Annotated in this window: 26 protein-coding genes and 5 tRNA genes; 5 read left to right on the top strand and 26 right to left on the bottom strand. The window is 50.0% G+C overall.

The genetic code is table 11. The features are described from left to right. Positions 1-1,074: 1,074 nt before the first annotated feature. A tRNA-Arg gene (locus WC490_06940) sits at positions 1,075-1,147 on the bottom strand. Positions 1,148-1,163: 16 nt separating this feature from the next. Continuing rightward, positions 1,164-2,030, bottom strand: coding sequence for a hypothetical protein (locus tag WC490_06935; GenBank protein MFA5098337.1), 867 nt, complete (start codon positions 2,028-2,030; stop codon positions 1,164-1,166). Positions 2,031-2,143: 113 nt separating this feature from the next. On the opposite strand from WC490_06935, the gene WC490_06930 reads away from it, so the two are divergent. After that, on the top strand, positions 2,144-2,926 hold the full coding sequence (locus WC490_06930; protein ID MFA5098336.1) for a hypothetical protein: 783 nt from the start codon (positions 2,144-2,146) through the stop codon (positions 2,924-2,926). Here WC490_06930 and WC490_06925 read toward each other — a convergent pair. After that, on the bottom strand, positions 2,923-5,643 hold the full coding sequence (locus WC490_06925; protein ID MFA5098335.1) for a hypothetical protein: 2,721 nt from the start codon (positions 5,641-5,643) through the stop codon (positions 2,923-2,925). The two genes, WC490_06930 and WC490_06925, sit on opposite strands and share 4 nt — an antisense overlap. A gap of 147 nt (positions 5,644-5,790) precedes the next feature. Here WC490_06925 and WC490_06920 point away from each other — a divergent pair, with 147 nt between their 5' ends. Both WC490_06920 and WC490_06915 read left to right on the top strand, forming a co-directional pair. Further along, complete coding sequence (locus tag WC490_06920) at positions 5,791-6,510, top strand: hypothetical protein (GenBank protein MFA5098334.1); 720 nt, start codon at positions 5,791-5,793, stop codon at positions 6,508-6,510. A gap of 13 nt (positions 6,511-6,523) precedes the next feature. Beyond that, complete coding sequence (locus tag WC490_06915) at positions 6,524-6,685, top strand: hypothetical protein (GenBank protein MFA5098333.1); 162 nt, start codon at positions 6,524-6,526, stop codon at positions 6,683-6,685. Positions 6,686-6,901: 216 nt separating this feature from the next. Here the strand turns inward: WC490_06915 and WC490_06910 are convergent. The 3 genes from WC490_06910 to WC490_06900 all read right to left on the bottom strand — a co-directional run bounded on the left by WC490_06910 (position 6,902) and on the right by WC490_06900 (position 7,345). Next, positions 6,902-6,975 (bottom strand) — tRNA-Val (locus WC490_06910). A gap of 101 nt (positions 6,976-7,076) precedes the next feature. Further along, positions 7,077-7,148: transfer RNA gene (locus tag WC490_06905), tRNA-Cys, on the bottom strand. 125 nt (positions 7,149-7,273) lie between these two features. Continuing rightward, positions 7,274-7,345 (bottom strand) — tRNA-Gly (locus tag WC490_06900). A gap of 139 nt (positions 7,346-7,484) precedes the next feature. Between WC490_06900 and WC490_06895 the strand changes: the two genes are divergently transcribed. Together WC490_06895 and WC490_06890 are read left to right on the top strand one after the other, a co-directional pair. Then, positions 7,485-8,228 (top strand): hypothetical protein, encoded by a 744-nt coding sequence (locus WC490_06895; protein ID MFA5098332.1) that lies wholly within the window; start codon positions 7,485-7,487, stop codon positions 8,226-8,228. A gap of 20 nt (positions 8,229-8,248) precedes the next feature. Then, positions 8,249-9,127 (top strand): hypothetical protein, encoded by an 879-nt coding sequence (locus WC490_06890; protein ID MFA5098331.1) that lies wholly within the window; start codon positions 8,249-8,251, stop codon positions 9,125-9,127. Between the two features lie 9 nt (positions 9,128-9,136). On the opposite strand, the gene WC490_06885 is transcribed toward WC490_06890, so the two are convergent. The 20 genes from WC490_06885 to rho form a co-directional block, all read right to left on the bottom strand. Then, positions 9,137-9,712: a sigma-70 family RNA polymerase sigma factor gene (locus WC490_06885; GenBank protein ID MFA5098330.1), complete on the bottom strand. Its 576-nt coding sequence runs from the start codon at positions 9,710-9,712 to the stop codon at positions 9,137-9,139. A gap of 2 nt (positions 9,713-9,714) precedes the next feature. Continuing rightward, positions 9,715-9,927 (bottom strand): hypothetical protein, encoded by a 213-nt coding sequence (locus WC490_06880; protein MFA5098329.1) that lies wholly within the window; start codon positions 9,925-9,927, stop codon positions 9,715-9,717. Continuing rightward, complete coding sequence (locus WC490_06875) at positions 9,927-10,316, bottom strand: hypothetical protein (protein ID MFA5098328.1); 390 nt, start codon at positions 10,314-10,316, stop codon at positions 9,927-9,929. Before WC490_06875 ends, WC490_06880 begins: the two co-directional genes overlap by 1 nt. Before the next feature lie 16 nt (positions 10,317-10,332). Next, entirely contained in the window at positions 10,333-12,414 is a 2,082-nt protein-coding gene (flhA, locus tag WC490_06870) for a flagellar biosynthesis protein FlhA (GenBank protein MFA5098327.1), read from the bottom strand. Then, positions 12,415-13,551, bottom strand: a complete 1,137-nt coding sequence (gene flhB / locus WC490_06865) for a flagellar biosynthesis protein FlhB (GenBank protein MFA5098326.1) — start codon at positions 13,549-13,551, stop codon at positions 12,415-12,417. It lies immediately after the preceding gene. 15 nt (positions 13,552-13,566) lie between these two features. Next, entirely contained in the window at positions 13,567-14,337 is a 771-nt protein-coding gene (gene fliR / locus WC490_06860; protein MFA5098325.1) for a flagellar biosynthetic protein FliR, read from the bottom strand. Then, positions 14,338-14,607 carry a flagellar biosynthesis protein FliQ gene (fliQ, locus tag WC490_06855; GenBank protein ID MFA5098324.1) on the bottom strand — a complete coding sequence of 90 codons (270 nt, stop codon included), beginning with the start codon at positions 14,605-14,607 and terminating at the stop codon, positions 14,338-14,340. 1 nt (position 14,608) lies between these two features. Then, positions 14,609-15,343, bottom strand: a complete 735-nt coding sequence (gene fliP / locus WC490_06850) for a flagellar type III secretion system pore protein FliP (GenBank protein ID MFA5098323.1) — start codon at positions 15,341-15,343, stop codon at positions 14,609-14,611. 7 nt (positions 15,344-15,350) lie between these two features. Further along, complete coding sequence (locus WC490_06845) at positions 15,351-15,722, bottom strand: flagellar biosynthetic protein FliO (GenBank protein ID MFA5098322.1); 372 nt, start codon at positions 15,720-15,722, stop codon at positions 15,351-15,353. Further along, positions 15,719-16,024 (bottom strand): flagellar motor switch protein FliN, encoded by a 306-nt coding sequence (gene fliN, locus WC490_06840; GenBank protein ID MFA5098321.1) that lies wholly within the window; start codon positions 16,022-16,024, stop codon positions 15,719-15,721. Before fliN ends, WC490_06845 begins: the two co-directional genes overlap by 4 nt. A 21-nt stretch (positions 16,025-16,045) precedes the next feature. Beyond that, positions 16,046-17,089, bottom strand: a complete 1,044-nt coding sequence (locus tag WC490_06835; protein MFA5098320.1) for a FliM/FliN family flagellar motor switch protein — start codon at positions 17,087-17,089, stop codon at positions 16,046-16,048. Continuing rightward, positions 17,089-17,970, bottom strand: a complete 882-nt coding sequence (locus tag WC490_06830; protein MFA5098319.1) for a flagellar hook basal-body protein — start codon at positions 17,968-17,970, stop codon at positions 17,089-17,091. Before WC490_06830 ends, WC490_06835 begins: the two co-directional genes overlap by 1 nt. A 24-nt stretch (positions 17,971-17,994) precedes the next feature. After that, the gene (locus tag WC490_06825) at positions 17,995-18,495 is read right to left on the bottom strand and encodes a hypothetical protein (GenBank protein MFA5098318.1); all 501 of its coding nucleotides are present in this window, start codon (positions 18,493-18,495) and stop codon (positions 17,995-17,997) included. Between the two features lie 13 nt (positions 18,496-18,508). Beyond that, complete coding sequence (locus WC490_06820) at positions 18,509-19,462, bottom strand: flagellar hook-length control protein FliK (protein MFA5098317.1); 954 nt, start codon at positions 19,460-19,462, stop codon at positions 18,509-18,511. A gap of 183 nt (positions 19,463-19,645) precedes the next feature. After that, a tRNA-Leu gene (locus WC490_06815) sits at positions 19,646-19,728 on the bottom strand. A gap of 77 nt (positions 19,729-19,805) precedes the next feature. After that, the gene (locus tag WC490_06810) at positions 19,806-20,519 is read right to left on the bottom strand and encodes a LysM peptidoglycan-binding domain-containing protein (protein ID MFA5098316.1); all 714 of its coding nucleotides are present in this window, start codon (positions 20,517-20,519) and stop codon (positions 19,806-19,808) included. A 2-nt stretch (positions 20,520-20,521) separates the two neighbouring features. Continuing rightward, a complete protein-coding gene (locus tag WC490_06805) occupies positions 20,522-21,280 on the bottom strand; it encodes a MotA/TolQ/ExbB proton channel family protein (protein ID MFA5098315.1) in 759 nt (252 codons plus the stop codon). Between the two features lie 7 nt (positions 21,281-21,287). Further along, a complete protein-coding gene (locus WC490_06800) occupies positions 21,288-22,730 on the bottom strand; it encodes a FliG C-terminal domain-containing protein (protein ID MFA5098314.1) in 1,443 nt (480 codons plus the stop codon). Between the two features lie 108 nt (positions 22,731-22,838). Continuing rightward, positions 22,839-24,128: a UDP-N-acetylmuramoyl-tripeptide--D-alanyl-D-alanine ligase gene (murF, locus tag WC490_06795; GenBank protein ID MFA5098313.1), complete on the bottom strand. Its 1,290-nt coding sequence runs from the start codon at positions 24,126-24,128 to the stop codon at positions 22,839-22,841. 105 nt (positions 24,129-24,233) lie between these two features. Continuing rightward, the gene (gene rho, locus WC490_06790) at positions 24,234-25,478 is read right to left on the bottom strand and encodes a transcription termination factor Rho (GenBank protein MFA5098312.1); all 1,245 of its coding nucleotides are present in this window, start codon (positions 25,476-25,478) and stop codon (positions 24,234-24,236) included. Positions 25,479-25,825: the final 347 nt, after the last annotated feature.

Below are 25,825 nucleotides of genomic sequence, written 5' to 3'. Positions count from 1 at the left end.
TTGGCCAATTTGAGCGTGAGCTCATCAGTGAAAGAATTAAGGACAAAATATTTGAACGCGCTAAAAAAGGTATGTGGAGCTGCAGCACCACACCGTTTGGCTACAAGCGGGAGAATAAAAAGCTTATCATCGATCCCGTGGAATCAAAAACCGTGAAATATATCTTTGAGAATATTATCGTCACAGGATCAATGTGTCAGATATACAAAGACCTTAAATCACAAAAGATGTTTGACAGAAAAGGACTTCCGTTGTCAAAATCTGCAATATTCAGGATTATCAGGAATATAAGCTATACAGGACTGCTCAAATATAAAGGCAGTATCTATCAGGGCCAGCATGAGCCGATCATATCCAAAGAGTTGTTTGAACAGGCCCAGCAATTTAAACAGGAAAGACCAAAAGTGATGAGGACCTATAACTATTCGCTATTTCCTGGACTTGTTCATTGCAAACAATGCGGTTCTATTATGAGTTCCGTATTCACAAACAAGATCAGCAATTCAAGGCGGGTCAGATATTTCTATTACCGTTGTTCATGTGTCACTAAGCGGGACAGATCATTTTGCGACATAAGGCAGGTCAGCTCCGATCGCCTTGACGCTTATGTTGTGGATTATCTTGATAAAATGGCTAAAAATCAGCAGTATCTGGATAGTTTGATCTTCACGCTCAATTATCAACAGCAGGGTATTCCGAAAGTAATTGAACCAAGCATACAGAGTTCCCTGTATTCCTCCGAAAAAGTGAAAGAAATCATTAACAGGGTCATTTCCGCGTCAAAATTGAGCGGTTCCTACGAAAAAAGAGCGATCGTGAAAAAGTACGTAAAAGAAATATTATATTCCAAAGACGTCATAGAGGTGGTATTATTTTACGGCGCAAATTACTCGTCTGCATCGATTAATAGCTCTGCGATAACAAAAGCGCGCGCGCCAAAACAAAATACGGAGACAGTTTTTTGCACCCACCCGAAAAAATTCCGCCAAGGTTCCGCCGCCGAAAAAATAATCGATGAGAAGAAAATTGCGGACAATAAAAACGGCGCAACAATAGTTTGTGCAGAAAATGAACTGCGCTCGGAGGGAATCGAACCCACACTCTTTCGCTTCGTAGGCGAATGCTTTATCCGTTAAGCTACGAGCGCCTGTTTTTGTCCGCCGCTATTTGATATGCTCTTTGATCTTGAGATAGATCGAAGTGGCAAAGGACTGCAGCAGAATGACAGGATAAGTGAATACCATTGCCGCCAGCACATAGATCGAGATAAAACCGATCACTGTTGCCGCCTGCAGCGGAAGGGACAGAGCAGGCACCTCCATGGCGGACAGATTGATGAAGATCTGGGATGCCCCTCCGAACATCATGACGCTTATTACAGTGGCCAGAACGAAGATAAGGGCGATTATCATCGTGGCCGCTATCCCCAGAAGAAGAGCAAGGGACATATACATGATGAGAGGGATGGAAGCTCTTCTGACCAGGGTGTAGATCTTGGCCACGGTGCCGGCTATACCGGACTCATCCACGGCTATCACCGCAAGAGTAAGCACGGAGCCGAACATGGCGCAGGCAAGCAGTACGGCGTTTAGCATTATAGCCGGAGCGGTAAGCAGGGACAGGACCACGGCTATCAGATCGAACCTTCCCAGCATGAAGACGGCAAATTCAACGGCAAGGACCGCTGCCACTATAATGAAGATAGCCGCAGGCGAGAACAGGATAGAGCCCAGGTTCTTTCTGGCAAAAGCGATGCCTTCGGCAGGAGAGAGCGACTCGCCTGTGGTAAGCTCTTTATAGACCATTCTGTTGGAGGCTCCCAGGGCAAAAGTGCAAACGCCGTAGTTCAGGATATAGCCGACCACGGACAGTATTCCAAAGGCCAGGTCGCTCTTTACAAACCCTCCTGCCCAGACAAAGAACATGAAACAGAGCCAGCCCAAAAGAGTTCCCGCAAAGACCAGAAGTATCTTTTTCATATCGGCGGCCACTTCGAACCCGTCAAACAGCTCTTCTATTGTTAGTCTCATTCTTTTTCCTCCTTTATTTTGGACAATGCCATTATACATAAAAACCCCCGGAATTCAAAGTTTTATTTGAGGCGATAATGTGCTAGGATTTGTCCCATGAGGGGAGGCATAGCATGAGAACAAAAGCGGTCCTGTTTGTTGCTGCTCTTGCGGTGAGTTCCTTTGCTCTTCCGGCTCTGGCAGTAAAGAACATCTCTTTTCCCATGTATTTTTTGGGCAACGGCTTTTCGACCTCAACAGTTGATAAGAATTCCGGGCTCGAGATAGAAAAAGCCGTCTACAGCACGGCAAAGCGCGCCTTTTCCGGAAAGAGCTTTATTGTGGCGGTGGTGGACAACACCCGCGCCGAGAAGGAACGGACCATAAAGGAGAAGATCGACAGGTACTATGCTCTGAGCGGCGACAAAATATCCACCTACAATATAACCATGGTCTCCACATCCGAGGGCAGGACCTACCAGTACAGCCGCAGGAGCTACGACTGGGGGGATGGGACGCTTTCTGTAGAGTTTGCGGACTACCTTACCGGAAAACAGGTCTTAAAAACCGTTCCGCTTTCCGGCAGTATAGTGGATTATCAGGACCTCACCTTTTATATGTACGATATGGTGGTCAATTCCGCTAAAAAGCGCAGCATAACGCTCATGTTCCCGGACGGAGGCACTGTTCCGATCTCCCTTTCGAGCGATTATGCTAAGCAGCAGATCTCTTCGGGATCAAGAACGGTCGATTGCTATAGGATCGGCTTAAAACCCGATTTTGGGCTGCTTTCCAACCTGATACCTGATTCCGGCTACTGGTTCGAGGCCGCTCCTCCCTACAGGTTCATCAAATACGAGGGGACGCTAAAAGGACCGGGCTCGCCGGATGTGATAATTTCGGAGAGCAAACCTTAGAAAGACACCTGTTGCCCGGGTTCCGAAGATTCTGCCGAGAGGATCACATACTCCGTAAGAGGGTCGTTGCCTTCTTTGAGGTATCTGAGCAGTGAGGCATTTCCGGCTTTCTGCTGTTCAATACAATCATCTATCAATCCGATTATATCCTCGGGGGTTTCACCGTTAGAAATGAGGATCTCAAGGTTTGACAGCATGAACCTCGGGTTGTACCACGGAAATAGGTCCATGTATTCCAGGGCCTTTTCCTGTATCCCCAGCCAGAGGCGGGACTCGGTCAAACCCTTTATTGTTTCTGCTGATCCGTAATAAAAGGTCTCGTCTTCCTGTATCGGAGACATGTCATCTTCAAGCTGGCTGACGATGTCTGATACCGCAATATCGATAAGTTTCTCCTTTAATTGGCGTCTTTTTTCCGATTTTGAAGTTGGGCCGCTCCTCAGTTCCTTTTCTATCTGCTTTGCGGCTTGCCTTAACCTGTCTACATTTGCCCAGTTGCCCAGCGCCTCATTAAATTCCCCAAGATCTTCGGCGCCTGCCGCAACTGCGGAGAGCTCCTGCCTAAGCAGCACAGCGGCGGCGCTTATTTTTCCGGCAGCCAGGTGTGCAAAGGCGTCAAAAGGGGCTTCTATGGCTTTTTTTGAAGCCTCGTCAAGCTGTTTTTCCCTTTTTGCCGCTCTGCTTCTTTCCTGCGCTTCGGCCCTTTTTCTTGCCTGAGTCTGGGCAAAGCTCTCTCTTGGTTCGCAACTCTCCGTTCCTGCGCCTCTTTCGGGTGTGTCGGAAAACAGGATGCTGTTCTCTTCAAGATAGACGCCGGACATTTCCTGCCTCAGCAGGAATTCCGAAGTCAGCTGCATGGCGGCGCAGCAAAAGGCATAAATATAGGTCGATTCGGGATTGCGCATTCTCCTGGTTGCGGCAACTGCGGAGCGGGCAGGGGACCTTCTCTCTCTGTTATAACGGTCTGCCATCTCTGATCCAAGCTCCGTCAGCCTTTCAAGGACCTCTGCCATAACGGCCTCCCCGGGCCCGTCCAAGGCTTTTTTTGCCTCATAAGCGAACACTTTTGGAAGGTGCGTCCTTATAAAATCCTCTATTTGAGCATGTTCCCCGTTCAACAGCTCTATCTCGTCAAAGGGCCTGTCGTGCATACTGTCTATGTCAAGCCCTTTTGCCAGGCGCGCGTCCCTTATGGCCTTGTACACAAGGGTTTCGGCTGCAACAGCCGCTTTATTGATATCGAAATAGATATCGTCAACGGTGCGCCCCAATGCTGTGCTTGCTGTGAACCCCTCAAATATGCCGGCAAGAGGGAATACTTCAGGGGCAAAGTCAAGCACTGCAGAAGAAGCCTCAAAACACCTTGCAGAAAGAGGAAGAGCTCCGGTTTCACTAACGGCTATCAGCCTGACAAAATCAAGAGGTACTTCAAGAGCTTTCAGGGTCATAAGCGTCCTAAAATACGCGGAAACCGAGGCCGCACCCGGGAAGCCCGAGTAGCTCCTCGAAGCAAGGTAGATCCCGTTAACCCCGCCTTCAAATCCGCTGACAAGGCGTGTGATCGCCTGGTCATTCCAGAGGAGCTGTTCTGATGTGGCTCCCAGGCCAAAATCCATGGACCTGAACAGGCCGGGAACAAATTCAGTTGTCCCGTTTTTAAGGTCAAAGAACACGCCCAGCCCGTCGAGGGGAACATCGGAAACCTCTCCTCCGAACTTTTTCGGTGATATTTCCGCTACGGTCCGGCCGTACTGTATGGAGGCTTTTAACCCCATAAGAAGGCAGCTCAAATAATTCAAGGTGTTGCGGTGTACCTGGTTAGAGACGCTGAACAGGCCTCTGTTATCAAGCTCTGCCAAAGCGGTTATTCTCTCGTTAAGGGCAAAGAAAAGGGAAGGGCTGGAAAGCTCCCGCACAAGTTCCGCATTAAATGAAGTTCTCTGTCTTTCACTGTCAAAAGGGGCAAGTTCGCAAAACTCACGTCCCGACAGGTCTCTGCCGTCGGAAGACGGATTTGCAAGCCTGAAGCTTGCGTACTGTCCTATGAAGCTCCACGGCGCGTCCCCTATATCAGAGCCGGAAACGATCTCTACGATCCCGCGCAGCGGATCCCGAAAATAGGGGTTTTCCGCGTCCCTCATGCTTTCAACGGCTGTTTCAGTCAGCCTAAAAAAACCTCTCTGATGGGAATCCATCTGAAAAAATGCCCCGTCAAGTCCTGCTTGCTCTGCTGCGGCAAAACGGTCTCGGGCGCGGCAAAGAAGTTCATTTACCTCCGGCGCCAGGCCGGAACTGAGGCTGTGTATAAGCCTCAAAAGTTCTACGGCCTGGTCCTGGTCAAGGTCCGCCGCCATTTTTTGCAGCGCTCTTACACTATGCCAGGGCCCGCCTTCTAAGGCGAACTCCTCCAGTTCTGTTCCCACATTGACCATCCAGCGTCCCCGGGTAACAGCCGGGAAGTAAAACAGGGAGGAGGTGATCTCATCTGCGTAAATAGGTCTCTGCGCAAGCCCCGAAAGAACAGGCAGCTGCCTGTCGGCATAAGCCACCATTGAGGCAACATTCCTTCTGCTCTGGCCGTTCTCTCTTTCGACCCGGGTTACACAACTGATAAATTCCTGGTTCGGCCCCATGATACCCCTAAAGGCATCGCGTACAGGGGACCTTAGGACCCTTAAAGGTGCCGGGAGCCGGTATGGTTTTATGCTTGAGCTCACATATCCTCCTTTGGGACAGATGCAATGATAAAAATCGACATCCTCATACCCATCGATAATAAATTGGCCGGATTTCATCCGGGAAGGCGGAAAATTGATCCCGCACGGCTTTTTAGTGATATCATATTGCAGGGGAGCGGGAACTTGATGAAAAATAACCCGGTTGCGGTTGTTGCCTGTTTAGCGGCAGTGATACTGGTGTTTGGCTGCGCGGCAAGGCAGGAGAGGGTAAGGATAAGCGACGGAAGGACAGAGTTCTCCTTTGTCATGCCGCAGAACTGGGCTCTTGAGACAAGGCACTCCGGGGAAAGAGAGCTTACTGTAGAAGAAATGAGGCAGTATCTGTCCAGCGGAAGGCCCGGCGGGATAAAAGTGGCCGATGAGATCTATCCGGACTACAGCGATCTTCCCCTTTCAAAGCTAAGGACTCTGCCGGACGAAGAGGTCAAAAGAAAATTTTTCCGCAGCAAAGACGAGTGGCTGCCGTACCCGAATGCCTCGATCTCGGCTGGAAATTACATCTCTTATTCTGATACCGCCTGGGAGCAGATAGACTTTTATATCATTAGAGATTTTTCCAAAAAAAAGACCTGGTTCAACGATATAAAGTCCGGATTTCCCGGAGTGCTAAAAAAGTCCGAAAAGATAGCGGGCCTTTTTTGCGAGGTCATAGTCTTTCCCGTGGACAGAGATGAAAAAGGCAGGGAAACGGTGACCAAGAACGGGACCGGCGGGCGGATATACTACATTCCGCTCAACAAAGGAAAAGACATGCTTGTGATCAACAAGCAGGCTAAGGGCGGAAGCGGGCTTGAAAAAGGATTTAAGATAATTCTTGAAACATTCCGGATCGAATCCGGAAACTAAAGGAGGTCTCAAAATGAAGGAAGCGGGAGGATTGTACGGACTGGCGTTCATAGGCGCGGCTGTTTATTACATACAGCATGCCTCGTCCTTTGGCCAGGGACTGCTCGGTGTTCTTAAGGCCCTTGTGTGGCCCGCGCTGATAATGTACAAGGTCCTTGGAATGCTGGCGATGTAGGGGGTATAAGATAAGCTTTGCCCAGGGCGGGAGAACGAGAACAACCTGCGCGCTACTGGGTTCCTGCCCGCATTGCTACGCAAAGCGTTGCAGGCGGGCGAACCAATAAATGCGCGCTACTGGGTTTCCCTCGTCGCTACGCTCCTCGGGATAAACTTCGAATCCGATTTACTTTATTGTTGCGGCGTCTTTTGTTTTTACAAGTAATAAAGTGACTGCGCGCTACTGGGTTCGAACCAGTGACCCCTTGCCTGTCAAGCAAGTACTCTAACCAGCTGAGCTAAGCGCGCACAGCCAAAAACAAGAAGCAAGATCATTATACGCTAGTCCTGAGCGAGCGAAGCGAGTCGAAGGACTAAGCGCGCACACAATAATTCTAACAAAAATAGACAGGCGACGGGCAGATTCGAACTGCCGAATAACGGTTTTGCAGACCGCTCCCTTACCGCTTGGGTACGTCGCCGCCCTTCGACAAGCTCAGGGCAAGAGCGGGAGAAGGGATTCTACTCACAAATCGCGCTTGCTTCGCATTATAAAAACAATGAAAAGCACGATTTGCTCGCCCTTGACATTCCCGCTGTACAGACGAGCGGGCGATGGGATTCGAACCCACGACCCTTTGCTTGGGAAGCAAATATTCTACCACTGAACTACGCCCGCTCGTCTGTTTCTGCTTCTATTATTTGGGAAGCAGATATTCTCTGCCTGCTGAACTTTGCCGCAAATCTATAGTATATTTTATCATTAATTATGGTGAAATTTATGATGAAACGAGACGACAACATATTGAGGTTTTTTTATGGCTCTTACGATATACAGGGCAAATCAAAGAACAGCGCCGGCAGAAGCTCTAAAAGGCCTGGATCTGGCCAGAAAAGCGCCCCTGGGGCTGGTTATCGGGTCGGCGGGTACATTGGGAGCCCCTTTAAGGGAAAAGACTCTTGGTTTTGCCAGATACCTTAGCGGCATAGCAAATGAAGCAAGGATGACCCTGGCTTTTGGCGGAGTGGATACGGATCTTATCAGGCAATTTTCAATAGCAAGAAATTCCGGCGGAGTTACCCCAAACACGCCTGTGCTCGGCTTTGCTCCGGAAAGAATGGTTTCATTCGGCTGCAGGTTCGAGGGAGATGATCGCGATATTAAATTCCCAAGCTCTGCAATAAGCCATCTGATGCTTCTTGAAACGGGCAGTACGGAAAAGCAGTTGATGTGGGAGGAAAACACCGGGTTCATGTTCCGGACAATAGCGGAAATGATGGAAGGGGAGGCTTCCGTTGCTTCTGCGGCTTTTGTGATAGGCGGGGGGAAGCATTCCGCGATAGAGGTTTTGGAAGCTCTAAAGCTCGGTATGCCGGTCATCGCTTTTGCAGACAGCGGACGGTTTGCCGAAAACCTTTGCGCGGCCCTGGGCAGGGGGAGGGAGAACGGGACAGGAGAAGACAGCCTGCAAGAAGTGCTTGAGCACAGAGGCCGCATATTCCCGTTCGATTTTTTCAGCGGACGGATGTACGCAAAAATAAAAGAAATATTCGATCTATAAAAACATGGGAGGTAAAGGAAATGTTCTTCGGAAAGCTGGCGTATAGTTCGGGAATGTGCAGGGGCGTCCACAAAGCGGTGCTTGGCCCGACGGAAATAGTAAGGGACATGTATATGTCCAGGATAGAGGGCAGGGGGCTTGTGCGGTTCGTAGGCCCTTCCAAGTTCGCGACTCCGGAATACCGTGCTCAGGCAACAGGGATCCTGAGCGAGATAAGAGAGGCGCTGCTTCCTTTTAGGGACAGGATAGAGATATCAACGGGAGTGTCTGATCTTGGCCTAGACAGCCTTCTGGCATCAGAAATGAGGCCGCTGCAGGTTTCCGGAGCAGTAGGCTGGCCGCTGCCAAGGGCGGTAGCGACTTATGCTTCAGGATTTAGAACGGATATTTCGGAAGGCATAGAATGGGACCAGGCAAAATACGACTATAAAATGGCTGAAATGGCCAGGGTATTTAACGGCCTGTCTCTTTTGGCAGAAGGCCCCATGCCAAAAAAAGGAATAACTTTTGAAAGGCCGGGCATACCTCAACTGATGGAAATTTCCAGATTAACCATAATGCCGGACCATGGGACCGGTTTTACAGACCTTGAAAGGTTTGTCATTTCCGGAAGCGACTGGGGAACTCCCTACGAGACTTTTAGACCGCTTCTGGCGCTGGTTGTTCTTGGAGGGGGCGACATTTCCTACCGGGAGGCGATCACAACAATTACCTTGGAAAGGCCTGTACTTCCTATTTCGGAACAGATCCTTCCTTATCCCCACAGGGCAGCGGACCCGGAAAAAGGAAGGCTGGAAGTCCTTTCCGCTTCGGTAAGACTTGGCAGGGAAGGCCTAAAGACATTCGATGCGGCAGGGATAGCGGCAGGCATAATAGAAGCCATGAACCTGGCAAGATGATTTGGGCCTTTATTTTCCCAGTGCTTTTTTCAGCTTGAGCGTGGCCGATTTGCAGATGCGGCTTACCTGCGACTCGGAAAGGTTTATCTCTTTGCCGATCTCCTTAAAGGTCTTGTCATCTTTGTAATAGCCCGTTATAACCGCCCTGTCGTTCTCGGATAGGTCCTTCATGGCGCTGTCTATCTGGGTGGCTTCTTCGGTGGTCTCGTTGTGCAGCACCTCTTTGTTGAAAGCAAGATAGACATTTGCGGCCGATGTTACCCATTCGTATATCCCGGTCACCGGGTCCCCGCCTCTTTTTCTAAGATAATCCTGCATGGCACCTTTGAGGCGGATGCTTACATAAGGCCAGAGGTCGCCTTTGCGCGGGTCCCAGTTCTTTAAAGCGTCCACAAAGGCCAGGCGGGCCTCGGAAGTAAGGTCATCGGTCTCGTTCTTTGCCACATTGTAGGGAAGGTTATGAATATACCATTTTACAGTGGAATCTATCTGGTTCTTGTACTTTTCTATCACTTCATCAGAGTACTTGAGGAAGTGGTTTCTCAGTATGGAAACTATCTTATCCTGTGTGTCTTTATCCGACATCCTTATATCCCGCGGCCAAAGTGGTCATTTACGCTCTTGATCAGCTCTTCGGACCGGTCCTTCAGCAGATTGCCGCTGAACTTTTTTGCCATCTCCCTGGTAAACCTCCAGAATCTTCTGATGACCGGATGAATATAGGCGGGAGCCGCTTCCGCCGATCTTGCCGCGCCCCTTGAGGAGGGAAGCGACGAAGAGATCTTTCTTGAATCCGCCATTAATGCTTTTTTCCCATCTGCATCTTCTTTTCTATAAAGATGCTGGCTGCCGATAAGGCCTGTCTTCTGATGTCGGGATTGGTCATTATCGAGTCAGCTATCTTACCGACCATTTTAGCAAAATTGGGGTTTAGAGTAAAGGATGTCCCGAACTCGACCTCGAGTGCCGAAGACACCATCATAGAAATAAGCTCCTTGGCCGGCAGATTGGGCATGATGACCGAAGAGAGTTTTTCGTAGAACCTCTCCGAATTCATAGACATTTTTGGCAGGACAACCTGGACCGGAGCGGGAACGGCTTCCATCTTTTCCGTCTCAAAGGCGCTTTTTATGATAAAAGGGGCCTTTACGGAGCGGTTTATCGGAAGGCCCTGTCTTGGCTGTTCCATTTATATAAGGCTTTCTCTAGTCAAGGGATATCATACCTATCGAAGACACTTTTACCTGCGGCACTATTTCATTGTATGAGAGCACCGCCATGTCAGGGAAGCTTCTTTCGATGAACCTTTTTAGATGAGGCCGCAGTCTGGGAGAGCACAGGATCACGGGAGGGGCTTTTAACCGCTTAAAGGCGGCTGCCTGCGAAGCTATCTGACCAAGGATCCTTTCTCCTATGCTGGGGTCAAGAGCAAGGAAGGAACCGTATTCGCTCTGGTGTACCGCTCCTATCATAGTCTCTTCTAGATTTGGGTCTATGGTGACCACCGTAACCGAGCCGGAAGCGTCCGTATAGCTTTCGCAGATCTGCCTTGCAAGCGATTGTCTTACATATTCGGTCAGCACATTGATATCGCGGCTCAGGTGGGCGTAATCGGCAAGGCGCTCCAGTATTGTGGAAAGGTCCCTTATGGAAACTCTTTCTCTAACAAGGAGCTGAAGGACCTTGTGCACCTGCCCAAGGGAAAGCATGTCCGGGATCAGCTCTCTTACAATAGCGGCGTTGGTGTTTTTTACCAGTTCTATCAGCGACTGGACATTCTGCCTCGTAATTATTTCGTCCGCGTACCTCTTTATGGTCTCCGAAAAATGCATTGCCATGACCTCTACGGGCTCAGTCCCTGTTAACTGTGTTTCTTCAAGTTTTTGTTTTTCGCTGTAAGGGACCCAGGATACAGCCTCTCCTGATACGGGGTCTTTTCCTTCGACGCCTTCTATGTTTTTTGCTTTGAGCTCATAAAGAGGAAGGTCTACCTTAAGATGCTCCATCAAGACCTCTCCTGTTGCAACTTTGGTCCCCCTTATTTCTATCGTGTACTGGTTTGGCGGCAGGCTCAGGTCGTCCATTACCCTGACCCCGGGTATAACAAAACCCAGGTCCTGTCCGATGTGGTATCTGATCATGGTAATGCGCTCGAGCAGAGGCCCTTTTTGGGCGGGATCTATCAGGGGTATCAGGCTTCTTCCGGTCTTAAGGCTGAGCGGGTCAAGCCCCAGTGTTGCTACTATGCTCTCGGGTTTCTTGAGCATATCCTTTTGAGTGCTTTCTTCGGAAACTGTCCCCATCTCCTCTTTTTTTGCCTGGGCCTGCACAAGAAGGATAGCGGTTATGCCCGAGGCAAAGGCCAGGATCAAAAAGGGCGCTGTCGGAAGTCCCGGTATAAGAGAGAACACGGCAAGGATAAGGGCGACAAAAGCAAAAGCCCTTGGTTGAGCGAACAATTGCATGGCGATGTCGGTGCCGATGCTCATAGAAGTGGCGGATTTTGTTATCACGAGCCCTGTCGCTATGGAGATCAAAAGCGAAGGGATCTGTGTGACCAGGCCGCAGCCTATCGTAAGAAGGGCAAAAGTGGAGACGGCCTCCATTATTCCCATTCCCCGCTGCAGCCAGCCCACCAGAATGCCACCTATGATGTTTATCAGGATAATTACTATGCCGGCGATGGAATCTCCGCGCACGAATTTGTTGGCGCCGTCCATCGCGCCGAAAAAGCCCGACTCCTGGTCTATCTTTCTCCTTCTTTCCTTGGCGCCGGCGGCATCTATCAGCCCGGCGTTAAGGTCCGCGTCAATTGACATCTGTTTGCCGGGCATGGCGTCCAGGGTAAACCTTGCGGCCACCTCGGCCACCCTTTCGGAACCCTTTGTGATAACGATGAACTGCACAAGGGTTATGATGGCAAAGATAATGCCGCCCACGACATAGTTGCCGGAAACGACGAAATTACCGAACGAGGCTATGACTTCCCCGGCATAACCGTTCAAGAGTATCAATCTGGAAGCCGCTATGTTAATGGAGAGCCGATAAAGAGTAATAACAAGCAATATGGACGGGAACGCTGCAAATTCCAGAGGCTCTTTCAAATACATCGCCACCAGCAGTATTATGAGAGCGGCGGCTATGTTAAGCGTTACCAGTATGTCAAGAGCAAAAGGGGGAAGCGGGACCAGCATCAGGGCTATGATGACAACAAGAGAGCCGGCCACCACAAAGTCGTTGGTGGAGAACAGGCTCTTTAAGTTCTTTAGATCAACTAATGCCGCCATTTATCCGTTCACTTTCCTGACCGCTTCGCCCCTTATCCCCTTTAGAGGACCTAACCATTGGCTCTTCTTCTGTTTCCTGTCCTTCTTTATCTTATACACAAAAGCAAGCACCTCTGCAACCGCCTGATACAACTCGCCGGACACTTCGCTCCCCACCTTGGTGGTCCTGTAAATGGCCCTTGCCAGGACCTCGTTCTCGATCACCGGGACATAATGCTCTTCCGCGATCTTTTTTATCTCTTCGGCAACCAGCATCTGTCCTTTTGCCACCACGGTGGGGGATTTCATTCTGGAGGCGTCATAGAGCAGCGCCACTGCCAGGTGAGTTGGGTTTGTTACGACCACATCCGCCCCCGGGACCGCCGACATCATCCTTTGATAGGCCACCTGGCGTTGGAGTTCCCTGATCCTCTGCTTGATCATGGGGTCTCCCTCCAGCCTTTTGTACTCCTCTTTTACTTCCTGCTTAGTCATGCGCAGGTTCTTCATATATTCCCATCTCTTGTAAAGATAATCAAGTCCCGCGATAAAAATATAGAAGACAGCGACCCTTATGGCGATGTTGTAGGCGATCGAGCCCCCAAGCACTATTGCCTGCCAGGGATGGGAATCAATGAGCGAAACTACATTTGGCAGGTCCTCTTTTGCGGTCGACCAGGTTATCCAGAATACAATTATGACCTTGAGGAGGGATTTTATCAGTTCTACAAAGCCCTGCAAAGAGAACATTCTTTTAAAGCCTTCGAGCGGATTTATCCTCTCGAGCTTGGGGGACAAGGGGTCTGCCGAAGACGCAAATCCTGTCTGGAGAGCCTCTGCCAGGAAAGCGACGACGAAAGCTACCCCAAAGAGGGGAGCAACGGCAAAGAGCAGACCTCTTAAACCGATAAGAAGTATCGAGCCGGCAAAGGCCATGCCAAAATCGCCGGTGTAGGGGATCTGTTCAAAAATACTTTGAGTAGCGGAAGTAAGCTGGCCCCAGATGAATTCTCCCATAAAGCGCAGCACCACATAAGAGGACAGCAAAAGCAGGGCTGTGGTAACCTCTTTGCTTTTGGCTATCTGCCCCTTCTGTCTTGCCTCCCGCAGGCGGTGCGGTGTAGGTTCTTCTGTTTTATCTCCGCCCTGTTCTCCCATGGCACCCTTTCCTTATCAGCGCAAATAAACGAACAGCTTGAAGATCTCTCCTCCCATCTGCTCCACCAACTGGCCGATGTGGCCTATCAAAAGAGGCAGGCTCAGGAGGATAGCAATGAGGCCTAAAGAAGGCTTTACCTGGAATCCCAGCATGAACACATTGACCTGGGGAGCCACGCGGCTCACGATCCCGAAGGCGAAGTCCGAAAGAAAGATCAGAAGTATGGCCGGTATGGCAAGCTGGATCGCGATGAACCAGAAAGTGGTGCCTAGTTCGAGGATCTGTGATATGAAAGCGCTGGAAATATTGATGGGGGCCGCCATTGGAAGAGCCTTAAAGCTGGTGTGGAGCCCCGCAAGTATCAGATGATGCCCGTTCACAATCAGGAACACTACAAGTGCGATAAAAAAGGTCAGCCTGCCGACGATGGTGGCAATACCTCCGGTGGTCGGGTCCATTATCGTTGCGATACTCATCCCCATCTGCAGGTCGATGAGGTCCCCGGCCGCTTGGACCGCAGAAAAGATTATCTGGGCGATAAAGCCTATGGTAAAACCAATGATGAATTCCTTGACCACGAAAAGGGCAAAGACCAAGGCGCTGTCAAAGACCGGAGCGGGTCCGGGGACCGTGGACCACAGGACCAGGGAGATCCAAAGTGCAAGGGCTGTCTTAGCCAGAGAGGGGAAGGTCCTGGCCCCGAAAACGGGGGCTTCAAAAAAGATCCCTGCCACCCTTGCCAGGATCAGCAAAAAGATGTAGAGCTGGGGCAGAGTGACTACCATTTACCTTGCCATTCCCGGGATGTTGGCCCAGAGGCTTATCGTAAAATCAAGCAGCATTGACATCAGCCACGGGGAGGCCAGCGCTATGACCGCAAGGACCGCGATCATTTTTGGAACAAAGGTGAGGGTCTGCTCCTGGATCTGAGTTACCGCCTGAAAAAGGCTGATGACAAAACCGACAAGCAGCCCCAGCCCCACTGCCGGCAAAGATACCAGCAGTATCACCGTGACGCCGTTGTACATTATCTGTGTTACAAAATCCTGGGTCATTTTATAAAAAGCTCATCATGAGCCCTCTTGTTATCAGGTTCCAGCCGTCGGCAAGAACGAACAAAAGGATCTTAAAAGGCAGAGATACCATGACAGGAGACAGCATGAACATGCCCAGAGACAAAAGTACATTGGCAACAACAAGGTCTATCATGATGAACGGAATAAAGAGAAGAAAACCTATCTGAAAAGCGGTCTTTAGCTCGCTTATCATGAAAGCAGGGATCAGGACATAGGTGGGGACATCGTCAAAGGTCTTGGGCCTGGCGATGCGGGAAAATTGGATAAAGAGCGAAAGGTCCGCCTCCCTGGTCTGTTTGAACATGAACTTGCGCAGCGGCTGCATGCCGGTCTCAAAGGCCTTGACCTGGCTGATCCTGCCCTGGTTGTAGGGGATAACGGCTTTTGTGTTTATTTCGTTCCATACAGGGGTCATTATGAAGGCGGTCATAAAAAGGGAAAGCCCTATTATCACCGAATTGGGAGGGACCTGCTGGGTGCCGATGGCCGTCCTTGCAAGCCCGAGCACTATTATTATTCTGAGAAAGGAGGTAACGGAGATCAAAAAGAACGGGACAAGGGTTATCAGGGACAGAGTGATCAGCAGTTGAACGCTGTTGCTGAACTGCTCGGGCGCAAAAACGGTCCTCATGTCCAGAACGCCTATCGGCTTTGCCGCATGGGCAGCGCTCGACAACAATAAAAGCGCCGCTGCCAAAGTTATCCTTCTTGTCATCTTGGCCTCAGAGCTTTCCTTCTATTTTGTCGATCTTTGCTATGTGTTTGTTAGAAACAACTATCAGCCATGAGGCGTCTGCGACTTTTATGACATAAGAGGTAACCTGAGGCTCCAGTACCACCTTGTCCTCAACCTCTATAAAGCGGCCCTTGGAGGACGGCGAGAACTTTGGTATCAGGTATTTTGCCGCAACAAAGATCAGCCCGAACACTATGGCAAGAGAAAAGACCAGCTGGATCATATAACCGAAAGTGACGGGACCGGAAGAGGCCGAAACGGTCACTGTTTCCGAGGTGGCAAAGAACCCCTGCTCAACGGCGGATTCTGCCCTTGAGATAAGCAATGCGCATGACAGCAACAAGGGCAAAGCTTTCATTGGATGTTCACTTTTGTGATCCTGACCCCGTAATTGTCGTCAACGGCTACAACTTCGCCCTGTGCCACTGTCTGGCCTCCAACCTTGATCTCGAGCGTATCGCCGAAGAACTTGTCCAGAGACATTATCGAGCCTTCGGACAGCTCAAGCATTTCACGCAGCGAAAGCCTGGTCCTTCCGAGCTCTACCGTTGCTTCTACAGGGATATCTGCCAGGACTTTCTGGTCGATCTTTCCTGCGGAGGAATCAGGGCCCAACTCCGAAAACCTTACTTTTTCAACTCCAAATTCTTCGTTGTCCAAGGCTATCCCTCCTTTTCGGGGTCAATAGTGGGCCATTTGTCCTTCCATCTGGGACATATGGCCTGTTTCTTCCGGACTTTGATAGGCAGGAACTTCTTCAAGCGGCTCCTCGATAGACGGCTGAGGTTCGGGTATCCTTTCGTGGCGCCTTAAGCCCTCCGAAGAGTAGATCCTTACGCCGAGCCTTTCATTCTTTATACCAGGTTGGCCGAAGAGTTTCAAGCAATCGTTGATATACACCGGGACAAGGTCGTTCAATTTGGAATCGAACAAAATCACATCTCCTTCTTCCAGAAGGCAGAGGTCCTTAGCGGATATATAGGTTGCTCCCAGTACGGCCCTGATCTGTGAAAAGACCCCGTCCTTAACGGCGGCCGGGAGTTTTAACAGCTCTCTGGCATTAAAGGCTTTTCTGCCGCTTTCCAGAGTACTCCTCAAATAGGATGACGGCATGGCCAGGAAGATCTTTCCTGCCTTTATGTCGCCAAAACCAATCTGCGCGGATATCAGTACAAAAGGGCCGTTCTCCCCGAAAGGCTGGTCAAAGGATATTCCTGAGGAGCCGGCAAGCCTCGGGGTAAGTTCTTTGAGCGACCCGGACAGGGCTTCTTTAACGCAGAGCTCAAGGACCTTTTCTTCGGTCCTGGAAAGGCTCCTTGGGTCCCTGGGAGTGGGGATCGACGCTCCAAGAGCCCTGTTTATCAGGCAGAGGCAAAGCTCCAGGCTCAGGCAAAGATACCCTGTCAGATCATCTTTTTCAAAGAGCCGGAATTGGACAAGAGGCATATCGGCCTCTTTAAGAATGTCCGAATAATCCAGTTGTTCTATGCAGACTTGGTCCAGCACAGAGGGACTTTCCAGCCCGTTCTTAAGCTTTTCTATTAAGCTTTCAACCGCCAGGATATAATTTTTGCACACAAGTTCCAGTTCTTTTTCCGAAAGCCTTACCCTGCCTCTAAGCGGAGCCCTGGAAGGCTTTGCTTCTGCAAAAGAAGGCCTGTATTTTGTCCAGTCGCCTATAGCGGCCGGCAGCAGAACTTTTTTACTGTTCTTATTGCCCGGCATCAGGATACCTTATTGATGAACTGCGATATAGAATCGCTGATCATTTTTATCACCGTAAGAGAGCCGCTCATCGCTCTTTGTGTTTCCATGGCATCCACAGTTTCCGTGATGTAGAAAACATTAGAAGCCTCTATCGTCCTTGGCAGCACGATCCCGGCTTCTGCGCCCGGAGCCAGGGGCGAATTTGCTTCTCCTGATGCGGAAGATGCCGCGTAGGTGGTGCCGTCCAGCATGACCAGGCCGGAAGGGTTATTAAAGGTTGTAAGCGCTATTTGATAGGTAGAAGCCGGTTCCGGAAGGTATTCTATCTCGCCTCTGGTAGGATCCACTATCCTGTAATACCGGATTACGCCCTGGTCGTCAAATGTCAGGTTGTATGTGATCCCGTTCACGGTTTTGGTAGGAGGCAGATAGCTGAGGTCTATCGGGACCATGTTTCCCGAAGACCTTCCATTGCTCCTCAAAAAGCCGTAGACCTGCATTCCGGAAGGAGTGACCAGATTTCTGTTGCTGTCCAGCCTGAAATCACCCGCCCTGGTGTACTGGTATGTGCTTCCACCGTCTTTAGAAACGGTGAACAGCCCTCTTCCCTGTATGTACAGACCGAAAGGTCCTGTGGAGGTCTGCGTGTCCCCCTGGCTAAAATCAAGGCCTGTATTGGCTATTGCCACCGATCCCCCCGATTGATAAGGGTTTGTTCCGCCTTCGAGCCCGGTGGCGTCAGTTCCGTCCTTGTAAACATTGTTGAGCACAGTTTCAAAAGATACATACATCCTTTTATATCCCGTTACCGACATGTTGGTTATGTTGGCGGAGGTTGCTCTGAGCCGTGAATTGTACGACTCTATCGCATTGGCGGCCGATGACATTATATCCAGCATCTTTTTACCTCCTTGTTTTTGGTCTTAACTTACGCTGATAACGCTTTCGGGAGTGATGAACTCTCCGTCCGCTATCTCAAGCAGGGCTTTTTCGTTCTGAATAGCGACGCTAAGCACCTTACCCGATACTTTCTCGTTGGTTTGAGGGTCGATGGATGTTACCGTCTTGCCGATCAGGCTGCTCCAGATGCTCAGCTCCATCTGCGCCGAAAGGCCAGACAAAAGCGGGCTGGTCCCGTAGGAGTCGGAGAGGCTGCTCAGGGAATTGTTGCCTGTGAGCGAGGAAATGGTATTGAGAGATGCATTGGTGTTGAACATGGAATCAAAAGCTCCGCCAAAAGGGGAGGAGTCATTGTTGTTGTCATCGGAAGCAAACAGCCCCGAAAGATCGGGCAGGGACATCTGCGCCAGAAGGATCCTTATAAAATCCGTATTGACACCGCCCGATTGTGTAGCAACCCTCTGAGGCTCGGAGATCGTATTGCTGCTGCCTGACGCTACTATCGGAAAACTTGTTGATACCATGATAACCTCCTTTTTAACTCCAGATATTGAACTGTCCGCCATGAACGCCGTACCCGAGCTTTTGTTCCAGGAACATCCTGTCTATCTGAACATCAGGCTCGGTTTTTCCGAAAGGGACAAATGGTCCGGCCAGCATTTCCGCCTCAGCGGCGCTGTCATCTGCGCGGTCTTTGCTTTCGTTATTTCCGCCGACAAAGACCTCAAGCCCGCCCACGGCTATGTTGGCCGAAGCCAGCGCCTGTTTTAGCTCTGCAAGATTGGTGTCAAGCAGGTCCTTTGCGCCGGAAGAGGCAAAGATCTGAATGGAGATCATACCGTTAACCTCTTTCAGGTTCAGCTTCAGGTTCCCGAGCAGGTCCGGCTTGATATCAACGGTCAGCTCGGACTTGCCGTTCACCTTCAATAACTTTGCGGCTTCAACGATCTGTCCGGCTATCAGTTCGATAGAAGAAAGACGCGATGCCCTGGCAAGGCCGCTTATAAAATCGCTCATCGGGATAGCGCCTCCATAGGGTGCTGAGGCGATCCCTGCGGCAAAAAGCTGTTCAAGAACGGAAGAAGTATCGGAAGTCTTTGCCGCCTGCGGGGCGGTGTTCCTGTTCTGCTGTCCCATAGAGGGGTCCGAAGAAGAGTTTACCGCAACAGGCGCGCCTTTTGAGGAGCTACTTTCTGCGTTAAGGGAGGCCTTGTTGTCCATCTCGGCAAGAAGGCCGGTGCTATATGCATAAGCCTGGGGGGCTGGCATCCTGCCGAACATAGAAGTGATGGATTCCCACATGCCGGCGCTTTCCAGGTCTGTTTTTGAGCTTTTCTTTTTGTCCAGGCGGGAGAGGGAGGTGTTGAGGTCTATGTTAAAGTCCTTGCCGGCGTCTTTCTTGGACCTTTCGGACTGATCCGGTTTCAAGGCGCCGTCCAGATTGCATTTTGCTTCAGATACGCCGCCTATATTGAGCTCGGGGTCTTTCATTTGGTCCCCTTTTTTCTCCCCTCTGTATACCTATCGTTGTAGAACAATATAAACTATGTATCGAAACTATTCAATATGTCAAAACCCATGCCGCGGGAGTCCCTCGACTCCGCTCGGGACCGACCGCTTTCCATAAAGGCTATATTCAAGATACAGTCCATTTATGCTGAGCTTGTCGAAGCATGCCGCGGGAGAGACTCGAACTCTCACACCTTTTGGGCGTACGCACCTCAAGCGTATGCGTCTGCCAGTTCCGCCACCGCGGCACGCGCTGACTATATAATATATATTTTATATATACATGTCAAGGAAATCCGGGGGAAAATATGCAGTGAACCCAGGATCAGTTGGACAGAGGGAAAGGATAGACTTTGATCTCCAGCGGTTTTCCTGAGCGGATAATGCTGGGGTGCTTTAGCTTGTTGTCCCTTGCGATCTGGCGGACAAATTTTTTGGGATCGAGCCCGTATTTGGAGCAGATCTTCCACAGGGATTCGCCGGGCTTTACTTTATGCCGTTTAACGGTCATTTTTCCTTTTATTATGTTTGCCGGTATACTAATCTGTGTTACGACATAGGCCGCGACTTCATCCTCGGCCAGCTCCAGTTCGGGAACATCGGCATTCACTATAGAAGAAGAGTCTCTCCGGGAGGCCAGATAGGCCTTTTTGATTATCTCCCTGGTGTCCTTGGACGAGAGTTCGCCGCTGTAAAGAAAATACATCTCTTTTTTCAGCGTTATGGTCTTGATGTTTATCATGCTTTTTTCGTCCTCGGACTGTATGTGGGGCTTGACATCCTTGGGCTGCACCATGGTCACCCCCGCAGCCTTGAAGTCCTTTTTGCTGAACTGCTGTTCTATGCTCTTGATGCTTTTTTCGAACCGGCTCTTATATTCAGGGTTTTGCGCCATAGAAAAGTAAAAAGAGAACATCAGCAGGAAAAAGATCATTAAAAAGGTCATGAGGTCGGCAAGGTTCACGGCCCAGGCGGTCGATCTGAACTGGTCCGATTCGGCTTCGGCTTCTTCCGCTTCAAAATTTCTTCTTAGGGTCATGGCTATTTTTTGAGCTTGGGTTTGCTGCTGACATAGGAATAAAGGTGCTTTTCTACCGCGGACGGCATTTCGTGCGCGCGGATGAGCAGGATACCCTCAAGGATCATGGCTTTTGCCAGGATCTCCTCGTCGTCGCGCAGTCGCAGTTTGCCGGCGATGGGATGCAGCACCATATAGGCCAGCAGTATGCCGTAAACCGAGGCCATAACGGCTGTAGCCATCGCAGGCCCCACTTCTGCCGGGTTCCCGATCTTTGTAAGGACCTGTATAACGCCCAGAAGGGTGCCGAAGAGCCCGAACACCGGGGCGTACAGCGCGGCCGTCCTTAAAACATTGATCGTGGAACGGTGCCTTGCCCTTGTTTCTATTATCTCGTTCTCGAGTATCGTCCTTATGGCGTGAGCCCCAAAATTGAGCATCAGAAGTGAGACGGCTTTTTCAAGAAAAGCGTCGGGCCAATTCTTTCCCTCGTTCTTGAGGGCGAACACCCCTTCTTTCTTTGCCTTTTCCGAAAGCTTTTTCATCAGAGGAATGACCTCCGCGCTTTTATACCTTGTTGAGAACAGCAAGAAGAATGATGATTTTATGGCGTTCAGGAGATTGGGGAAAGGCGTGTTGATAAGTGTTGCGGCAAAAGTGCCCCCGAACGCGATCAAAAAAGCTTCGAGGTCCCAATAGACCGAAATGCTCCCGTGAAAAGAGACCACAAGGGACGCGATCGTCAAAGCAAGCGATATGCCCAGTACTGTAGTAAGATCCATCTTATTCTCAGCTCCTGTTGACCGTTATCTCTCCGGCAGTTTCCATAAGCCTGGCGGTCCGGCAAATGTCTTTTTTCGCGGCTTCAACAGCCTCGGCCGGCTGTGCCGGCATCATTTCGGTCCATTCCTTGACCAGCGCTCTGGTCTCTTCCGGGAGGTTCTCGAGCAGCAGTGTTCTTAAGGATTCGTCAGCGTTTTGGGAAACCACAGCGATGTCCTCTATCTTGACCCTGCTAAGCAGCTTCGAAATATCGGTCTTTGCAAGTTTTAGGACATCCGAGAACAGGACTATTCTTTTCTTGATGTCCGCGGCCTGTTCAGGGCTGGTTTTTTCCAGGGACCTTATGATATCTTCAGCCGTTTGAGAGTCCGCGTTCTCTATTATCGCAAGAACATCCTGATCTCCTCCGAGAGAGCCTTCGAGCTTGCTTTTTATCCTGGCCTCCATTTCTTTGATCTCTTCGGGTTTGAGCTGCCTGGGGGACAGCAGTCTGGCATAGATGTCTTCCTTAAGTTTTCCCGACATCTGGGAAATTATGTGTGAAGAAAGTACCGGATCAAGAGAGGAGAGTATATCGGCTATGGTGTTGTCGTCCTCTTCGTCAAGGATCCTGACCAGTTTGGGGATCTCATTCTGCGAAATGAAGGAGAAAGGCTTTTTTATCCTGTCCTCGGGATCGCGGCTTCCGTAGGCAAGGGCTGCCCCTCCAAAGGTGCCGGGAGAGGATTGCTGCGCAGCCGCGGCAAGAGGGACAAAATCTTTTTTCCCGCCCTCTTTAATGCTGGAAATGGCCTGCATTGACAATCCTGCGATCCTGTTGAGGAAGTAGATCACCAATATTCCGATAGCAAGGAAGATAGAAACATATTTTATGACATTGTCCACAGAAATGTAGTCGGTGAACTTCTTTTTCTTTTCGATCTCTTTTGCGAGGTTCAGCTCCACCTGCTGGGTCTTGATCGTATCCCCCCTCTTTTGGTCGAGGTTGAGCACGATGCCGGCAACTTTTTTTGCGGTCGCTATCTTTTCTGCAGGGACTTTTTTATCTATGACTATTATTGTGCTTATCTTTTTGACAAGGTTTGGAGGAAGAGAGACCATGTTCTCCACGATCTTGTTGACCTGAGAGGATTCCGGAGCTCTTTCCATCTCGGTCCTTGAAGGGATCCCCGGAAGGACCTCTTTGGGGCCCGTCGGCTGGGTAGACTGCCTGGTCCGGGTTTCCCACCTCTCGCGGGTGCTTTCTTTTCTTTCCGGGTTAAGAGCTACATCCACTATCACAATGAAGTTGCCTTCTCCAAGAACGGAGTTCAGGGCGTTCGTCAGTCTGTTCTCCAGATGGTTCTCGATCGCCACTTTTTCGGCGACCGGCATAAAAGACTGCGGTACTGCTGCGGTCCCCAGCAAAAATAAGGCGGACAAAACCAGTAAAAAAGTTCTTTTCTTCATTGTGGCGCTATTATTCCCTGTTCCCGGTCCGCACCCGAGTATATTTCAAATATACTTATACATTCTTTGAATTGTCTTGTCAACGATTAATGGCCGGGGGGCAGGCATTTAGCGGATGATATCCTCAAATCTCATGCCTCTTGAGGCTTTGTACAGTATGATGTCATTGGGCCGCAGAAGTTCTCTGATCTTTTTTGCCGCAGAATACTTGTCCGCGAAATAATAGATGCTCATACCGCTGTTATTGCTTCCTTTTGCTCCGAGATAGATATGCTTAGCTTCTTTACCTGCGGCCACGAGGATTTCGATATTCAGTGCTGCGGACAGTTTCCCGATATCATAATGGGCTTTCTTTGAGGCTTTTCCAAGCTCAAGCATATCGCCCAGGACCGCGATCCTTTTGAACGGTTTTCCTTTTACGGCGGGTGATAAGCCTGCCAGCACTTTAAGAGCGGCTTTCATTGATGACGGATTGGCGTTGTAGGTATCGTTTATTATTGTGGTTTTCTTTTTTTCCTTGATGATCTCGAGGCGCTTTCCCGAAAAAGCCGCTTTTGCCAGCCCCTGTTTTATCTTTGAATTTACTATACCCAGCTCTATTGCCGCCGCCGAGGCTGCCATCGCGTTATAGATGTTGTGGACGCCGGGGAGCGAAAGCTTTAGGGTTGTCTTTCTGCCTCTGCCGCAAAGAGTAAAGACCGCTTTGTTATCCTTTGCGGCGGTGGAGACCGCTCGGATGTCCGCTGAGGCTTTCATCCCAAAAGAAATGATCCTAGCCCCGGAAATGGCCGCTTTTTTCCTCAGAAGAGCGTAGTGGTCGTCATCTCTGTTAACAATAGCAAAGGAACCCTTTTGAAGGAATTCAAAGATCTCGCTTTTTGCAAGAGCGATATTTTTTCTGGTCTTTAACTGCTTAAGGTGCGCCTGACCTGTGTTGGTCACTACCGCTATGCTTGGTCGGCATATCCTTGTCAACTGTTTTATTTCCCCTTTTTTCTGCATTGCCAACTCGACAACGGCATATTTGTGCGACGGTCTTATTTTTAGAAGCGTGAGCGGCACGCCTATTTCATTGTTCAGATTTTTCTCGGTCTTAAGAGTGGGGCCGCAAAGGGACAATATCGAAGATAGCATATCCTTTGTGGTGGTCTTGCCGCTGGTGCCGGTGATGGCTATCACCTTTGTTTTCATTTTCTTTCTGTGGGCCAGAGCGATTTCGTGGAGTGCTTTAAGCCCGTTTGAAACGATGGCTGCCGATGCGCCTTTTTTTAGAGCGGCTTTGGCAAAGCGCCTGCCGTCAAAATTGGGGCCTTTAAGCGCAATAAAGAGCTCGCCCTTTTTTACGGTCCTTGAATCGGTAGAAATGCCCGAAAAGGAAATGCCTTTGTATTTAAACATCACAAAACAACCCGAACCTAAAGGTTCGGCTCCGGCTGATCTTTTCCAAAGGAGCCGACGCGACTCGACCGAGCTCGTCGAGGTCTTTAGCGTCGGGACTTTGGGTCATTTAACATCCGCAGAGTCAAGGAACTGTTTGTTGGACTTGTACTCTTTTAGCCTGTCTATGAGCTGCTCCGTTGCTTCGTTGCCTTCGAAACTGTCAAGCACTTTCCTCAGCAGCCAGACCTTTCTTAACTCGTCCTCTGTCAGCAGCAGCTCTTCTTTTCTTGTTCCGGACATCCGCACATCTATCGCCGGGAAGATCCTTCTGTCGGAAAGTTTCCTGTTTAGATGCAGCTCCATATTGCCCGTGCCCTTGAATTCCTCATAAATGACATCGTCCATCCTGCTGCCTGTTTCTACCAGCGCGGTCGCAAGTATCGTCAGGCTGCCTCCGCCTTCTATGTTCCTGGCGGCTCCAAAAAACCTCTTTGGCCTGTGCAGACAGGTAGGGTCAAGGCCTCCGGACAGGGTCCTTCCTGATGGAGGGGTCACCAGGTTATAGGCCCTGGCAAGCCTGGTTATGCTGTCCAAAAGGATCACCACATTCTTGTTGGCCTCTACAAGGCGTTTGGCGCTCTCCAGCACCAGTTCCGCAACCCTGATGTGGTTTTCAGGCGGCTCGTCAAAGGTCGAGCTTATAACTTCTCCGTTGACCGACCGGGCCATATCGGTGACTTCCTCCGGCCTTTCGTCCACCAGAAGCACCTTAATTATGAACTCGGGGAAATTCTTGGAAACACTGTTGGCGATATTCTTGAGCACGGTCGTCTTTCCCGCCTTGGGGGGCGACACTATCATTCCCCTCTGTCCGACGCCGATGGGGGACATCAGGTCGATAAGCCTGGCGGACATTGGGCAGCCCAGATATTCGAGAACTATCTTTTGGTCCGGAAAGATGGGGGTCATCGCGTCAAAAGGCACTCTTTCCCTTATCTTTTCGGGGTCCTGGCCGTTAACTGCCTCTATCTTTAATAGGGAGAAGTATTTTTCCCCTTCTTTAGGCGGGCGCACCTGGCCCTGTATAAGGTCGCCGTTGGCAAGATCGAACCTCCTCATCTGTGTCTGCGAAACATAGATGTCATCGGCGCTTGGAAGGTAGGTCTCTGTCCTGAGGAACCCGTAGCCCTCGGGAAGGATTTCGAGCACCCCTTTTGCAAAGATCAGGCCGTTGCTCTGTGTCTTTGCCTCCAGTATCTTGAACACGAGGTCATGCTTTCTGAACTGCCTGTAGTTGGGTATTTTTAATTCCTTTGCCAGTTCAAAAAGCTCCGGTATCGTCTTTTTTTGCAGCTCGGATATGTCCATATTGCTCCTCCGTGGTTTAATTAAACTGCAGAATTATATTGATAGAATTTTGATCATCCGAAATATGCTGGTTTATCGCGCGGCACTCTAAGTGCGGCTTACAACACTATTCTACAATGCCTTTGCTGCGGTTGTCAACTCTTGCCGGTGTTAATGTCATCTTGAGCCTTGGTTGATGCTAAAATATTCTTTGAAGGTAAAAAATCATAGAGAGTTTCAGTGTCAAGTACCCCTTTTTTAAACAAGTTGTAACTCCCTTGTCCTGTTAGTTAACTGATACCTCTTAGCGAATGTTTCCGGCGGGCATCTTAGGGCTGTATGTATCCGTTCATGGTTGTAATAATAGA

It is taken from the genome of Candidatus Margulisiibacteriota bacterium (genome assembly GCA_041650635.1).
Lineage (GTDB): Bacteria > Margulisbacteria > WOR-1 > JAKLHX01 > JBAZKV01 > JBAZKV01.
Note: the sequence above shows the minus strand (reverse complement) of the source record. Positions and strands in the feature narration are given on the sequence as shown.

Bases quoted from the DNA above. Each gene is read 5' to 3' on its own strand.
- WC490_06935 (MFA5098337.1), bottom strand. From the start codon at position 2,030: ATGAGACTAACAATAGAAGAGCTGTTTGACGGGTTCGAAGTGGCCGCC.
- WC490_06930 (MFA5098336.1), top strand. From the start codon at position 2,144: ATGAGAACAAAAGCGGTCCTGTTTGTTGCTGCTCTTGCGGTGAGTTCC.
- WC490_06920 (MFA5098334.1), top strand. From the start codon at position 5,791: ATGAAAAATAACCCGGTTGCGGTTGTTGCCTGTTTAGCGGCAGTGATA.
- WC490_06915 (MFA5098333.1), top strand. From the start codon at position 6,524: ATGAAGGAAGCGGGAGGATTGTACGGACTGGCGTTCATAGGCGCGGCT.
- WC490_06895 (MFA5098332.1), top strand. From the start codon at position 7,485: ATGGCTCTTACGATATACAGGGCAAATCAAAGAACAGCGCCGGCAGAA.
- WC490_06890 (MFA5098331.1), top strand. From the start codon at position 8,249: ATGTTCTTCGGAAAGCTGGCGTATAGTTCGGGAATGTGCAGGGGCGTC.
- WC490_06885 (MFA5098330.1), bottom strand. From the start codon at position 9,712: ATGTCGGATAAAGACACACAGGATAAGATAGTTTCCATACTGAGAAAC.
- WC490_06880 (MFA5098329.1), bottom strand. From the start codon at position 9,927: ATGGCGGATTCAAGAAAGATCTCTTCGTCGCTTCCCTCCTCAAGGGGC.
- WC490_06875 (MFA5098328.1), bottom strand. From the start codon at position 10,316: ATGGAACAGCCAAGACAGGGCCTTCCGATAAACCGCTCCGTAAAGGCC.
- flhA (MFA5098327.1), bottom strand. From the start codon at position 12,414: ATGGCGGCATTAGTTGATCTAAAGAACTTAAAGAGCCTGTTCTCCACC.
- flhB (MFA5098326.1), bottom strand. From the start codon at position 13,551: ATGGGAGAACAGGGCGGAGATAAAACAGAAGAACCTACACCGCACCGC.
- fliR (MFA5098325.1), bottom strand. From the start codon at position 14,337: ATGGTAGTCACTCTGCCCCAGCTCTACATCTTTTTGCTGATCCTGGCA.
- fliQ (MFA5098324.1), bottom strand. From the start codon at position 14,607: ATGACCCAGGATTTTGTAACACAGATAATGTACAACGGCGTCACGGTG.
- fliP (MFA5098323.1), bottom strand. From the start codon at position 15,343: ATGACAAGAAGGATAACTTTGGCAGCGGCGCTTTTATTGTTGTCGAGC.
- WC490_06845 (MFA5098322.1), bottom strand. From the start codon at position 15,722: ATGAAAGCTTTGCCCTTGTTGCTGTCATGCGCATTGCTTATCTCAAGG.
- WC490_06835 (MFA5098320.1), bottom strand. From the start codon at position 17,089: ATGCCGGGCAATAAGAACAGTAAAAAAGTTCTGCTGCCGGCCGCTATA.
- WC490_06830 (MFA5098319.1), bottom strand. From the start codon at position 17,970: ATGCTGGATATAATGTCATCGGCCGCCAATGCGATAGAGTCGTACAAT.
- WC490_06825 (MFA5098318.1), bottom strand. From the start codon at position 18,495: ATGGTATCAACAAGTTTTCCGATAGTAGCGTCAGGCAGCAGCAATACG.
- WC490_06820 (MFA5098317.1), bottom strand. From the start codon at position 19,462: ATGAAAGACCCCGAGCTCAATATAGGCGGCGTATCTGAAGCAAAATGC.
- WC490_06810 (MFA5098316.1), bottom strand. From the start codon at position 20,519: ATGACCCTAAGAAGAAATTTTGAAGCGGAAGAAGCCGAAGCCGAATCG.
- WC490_06805 (MFA5098315.1), bottom strand. From the start codon at position 21,280: ATGGATCTTACTACAGTACTGGGCATATCGCTTGCTTTGACGATCGCG.
- WC490_06800 (MFA5098314.1), bottom strand. From the start codon at position 22,730: ATGAAGAAAAGAACTTTTTTACTGGTTTTGTCCGCCTTATTTTTGCTG.
- murF (MFA5098313.1), bottom strand. From the start codon at position 24,128: ATGTTTAAATACAAAGGCATTTCCTTTTCGGGCATTTCTACCGATTCA.
- rho (MFA5098312.1), bottom strand. From the start codon at position 25,478: ATGGACATATCCGAGCTGCAAAAAAAGACGATACCGGAGCTTTTTGAA.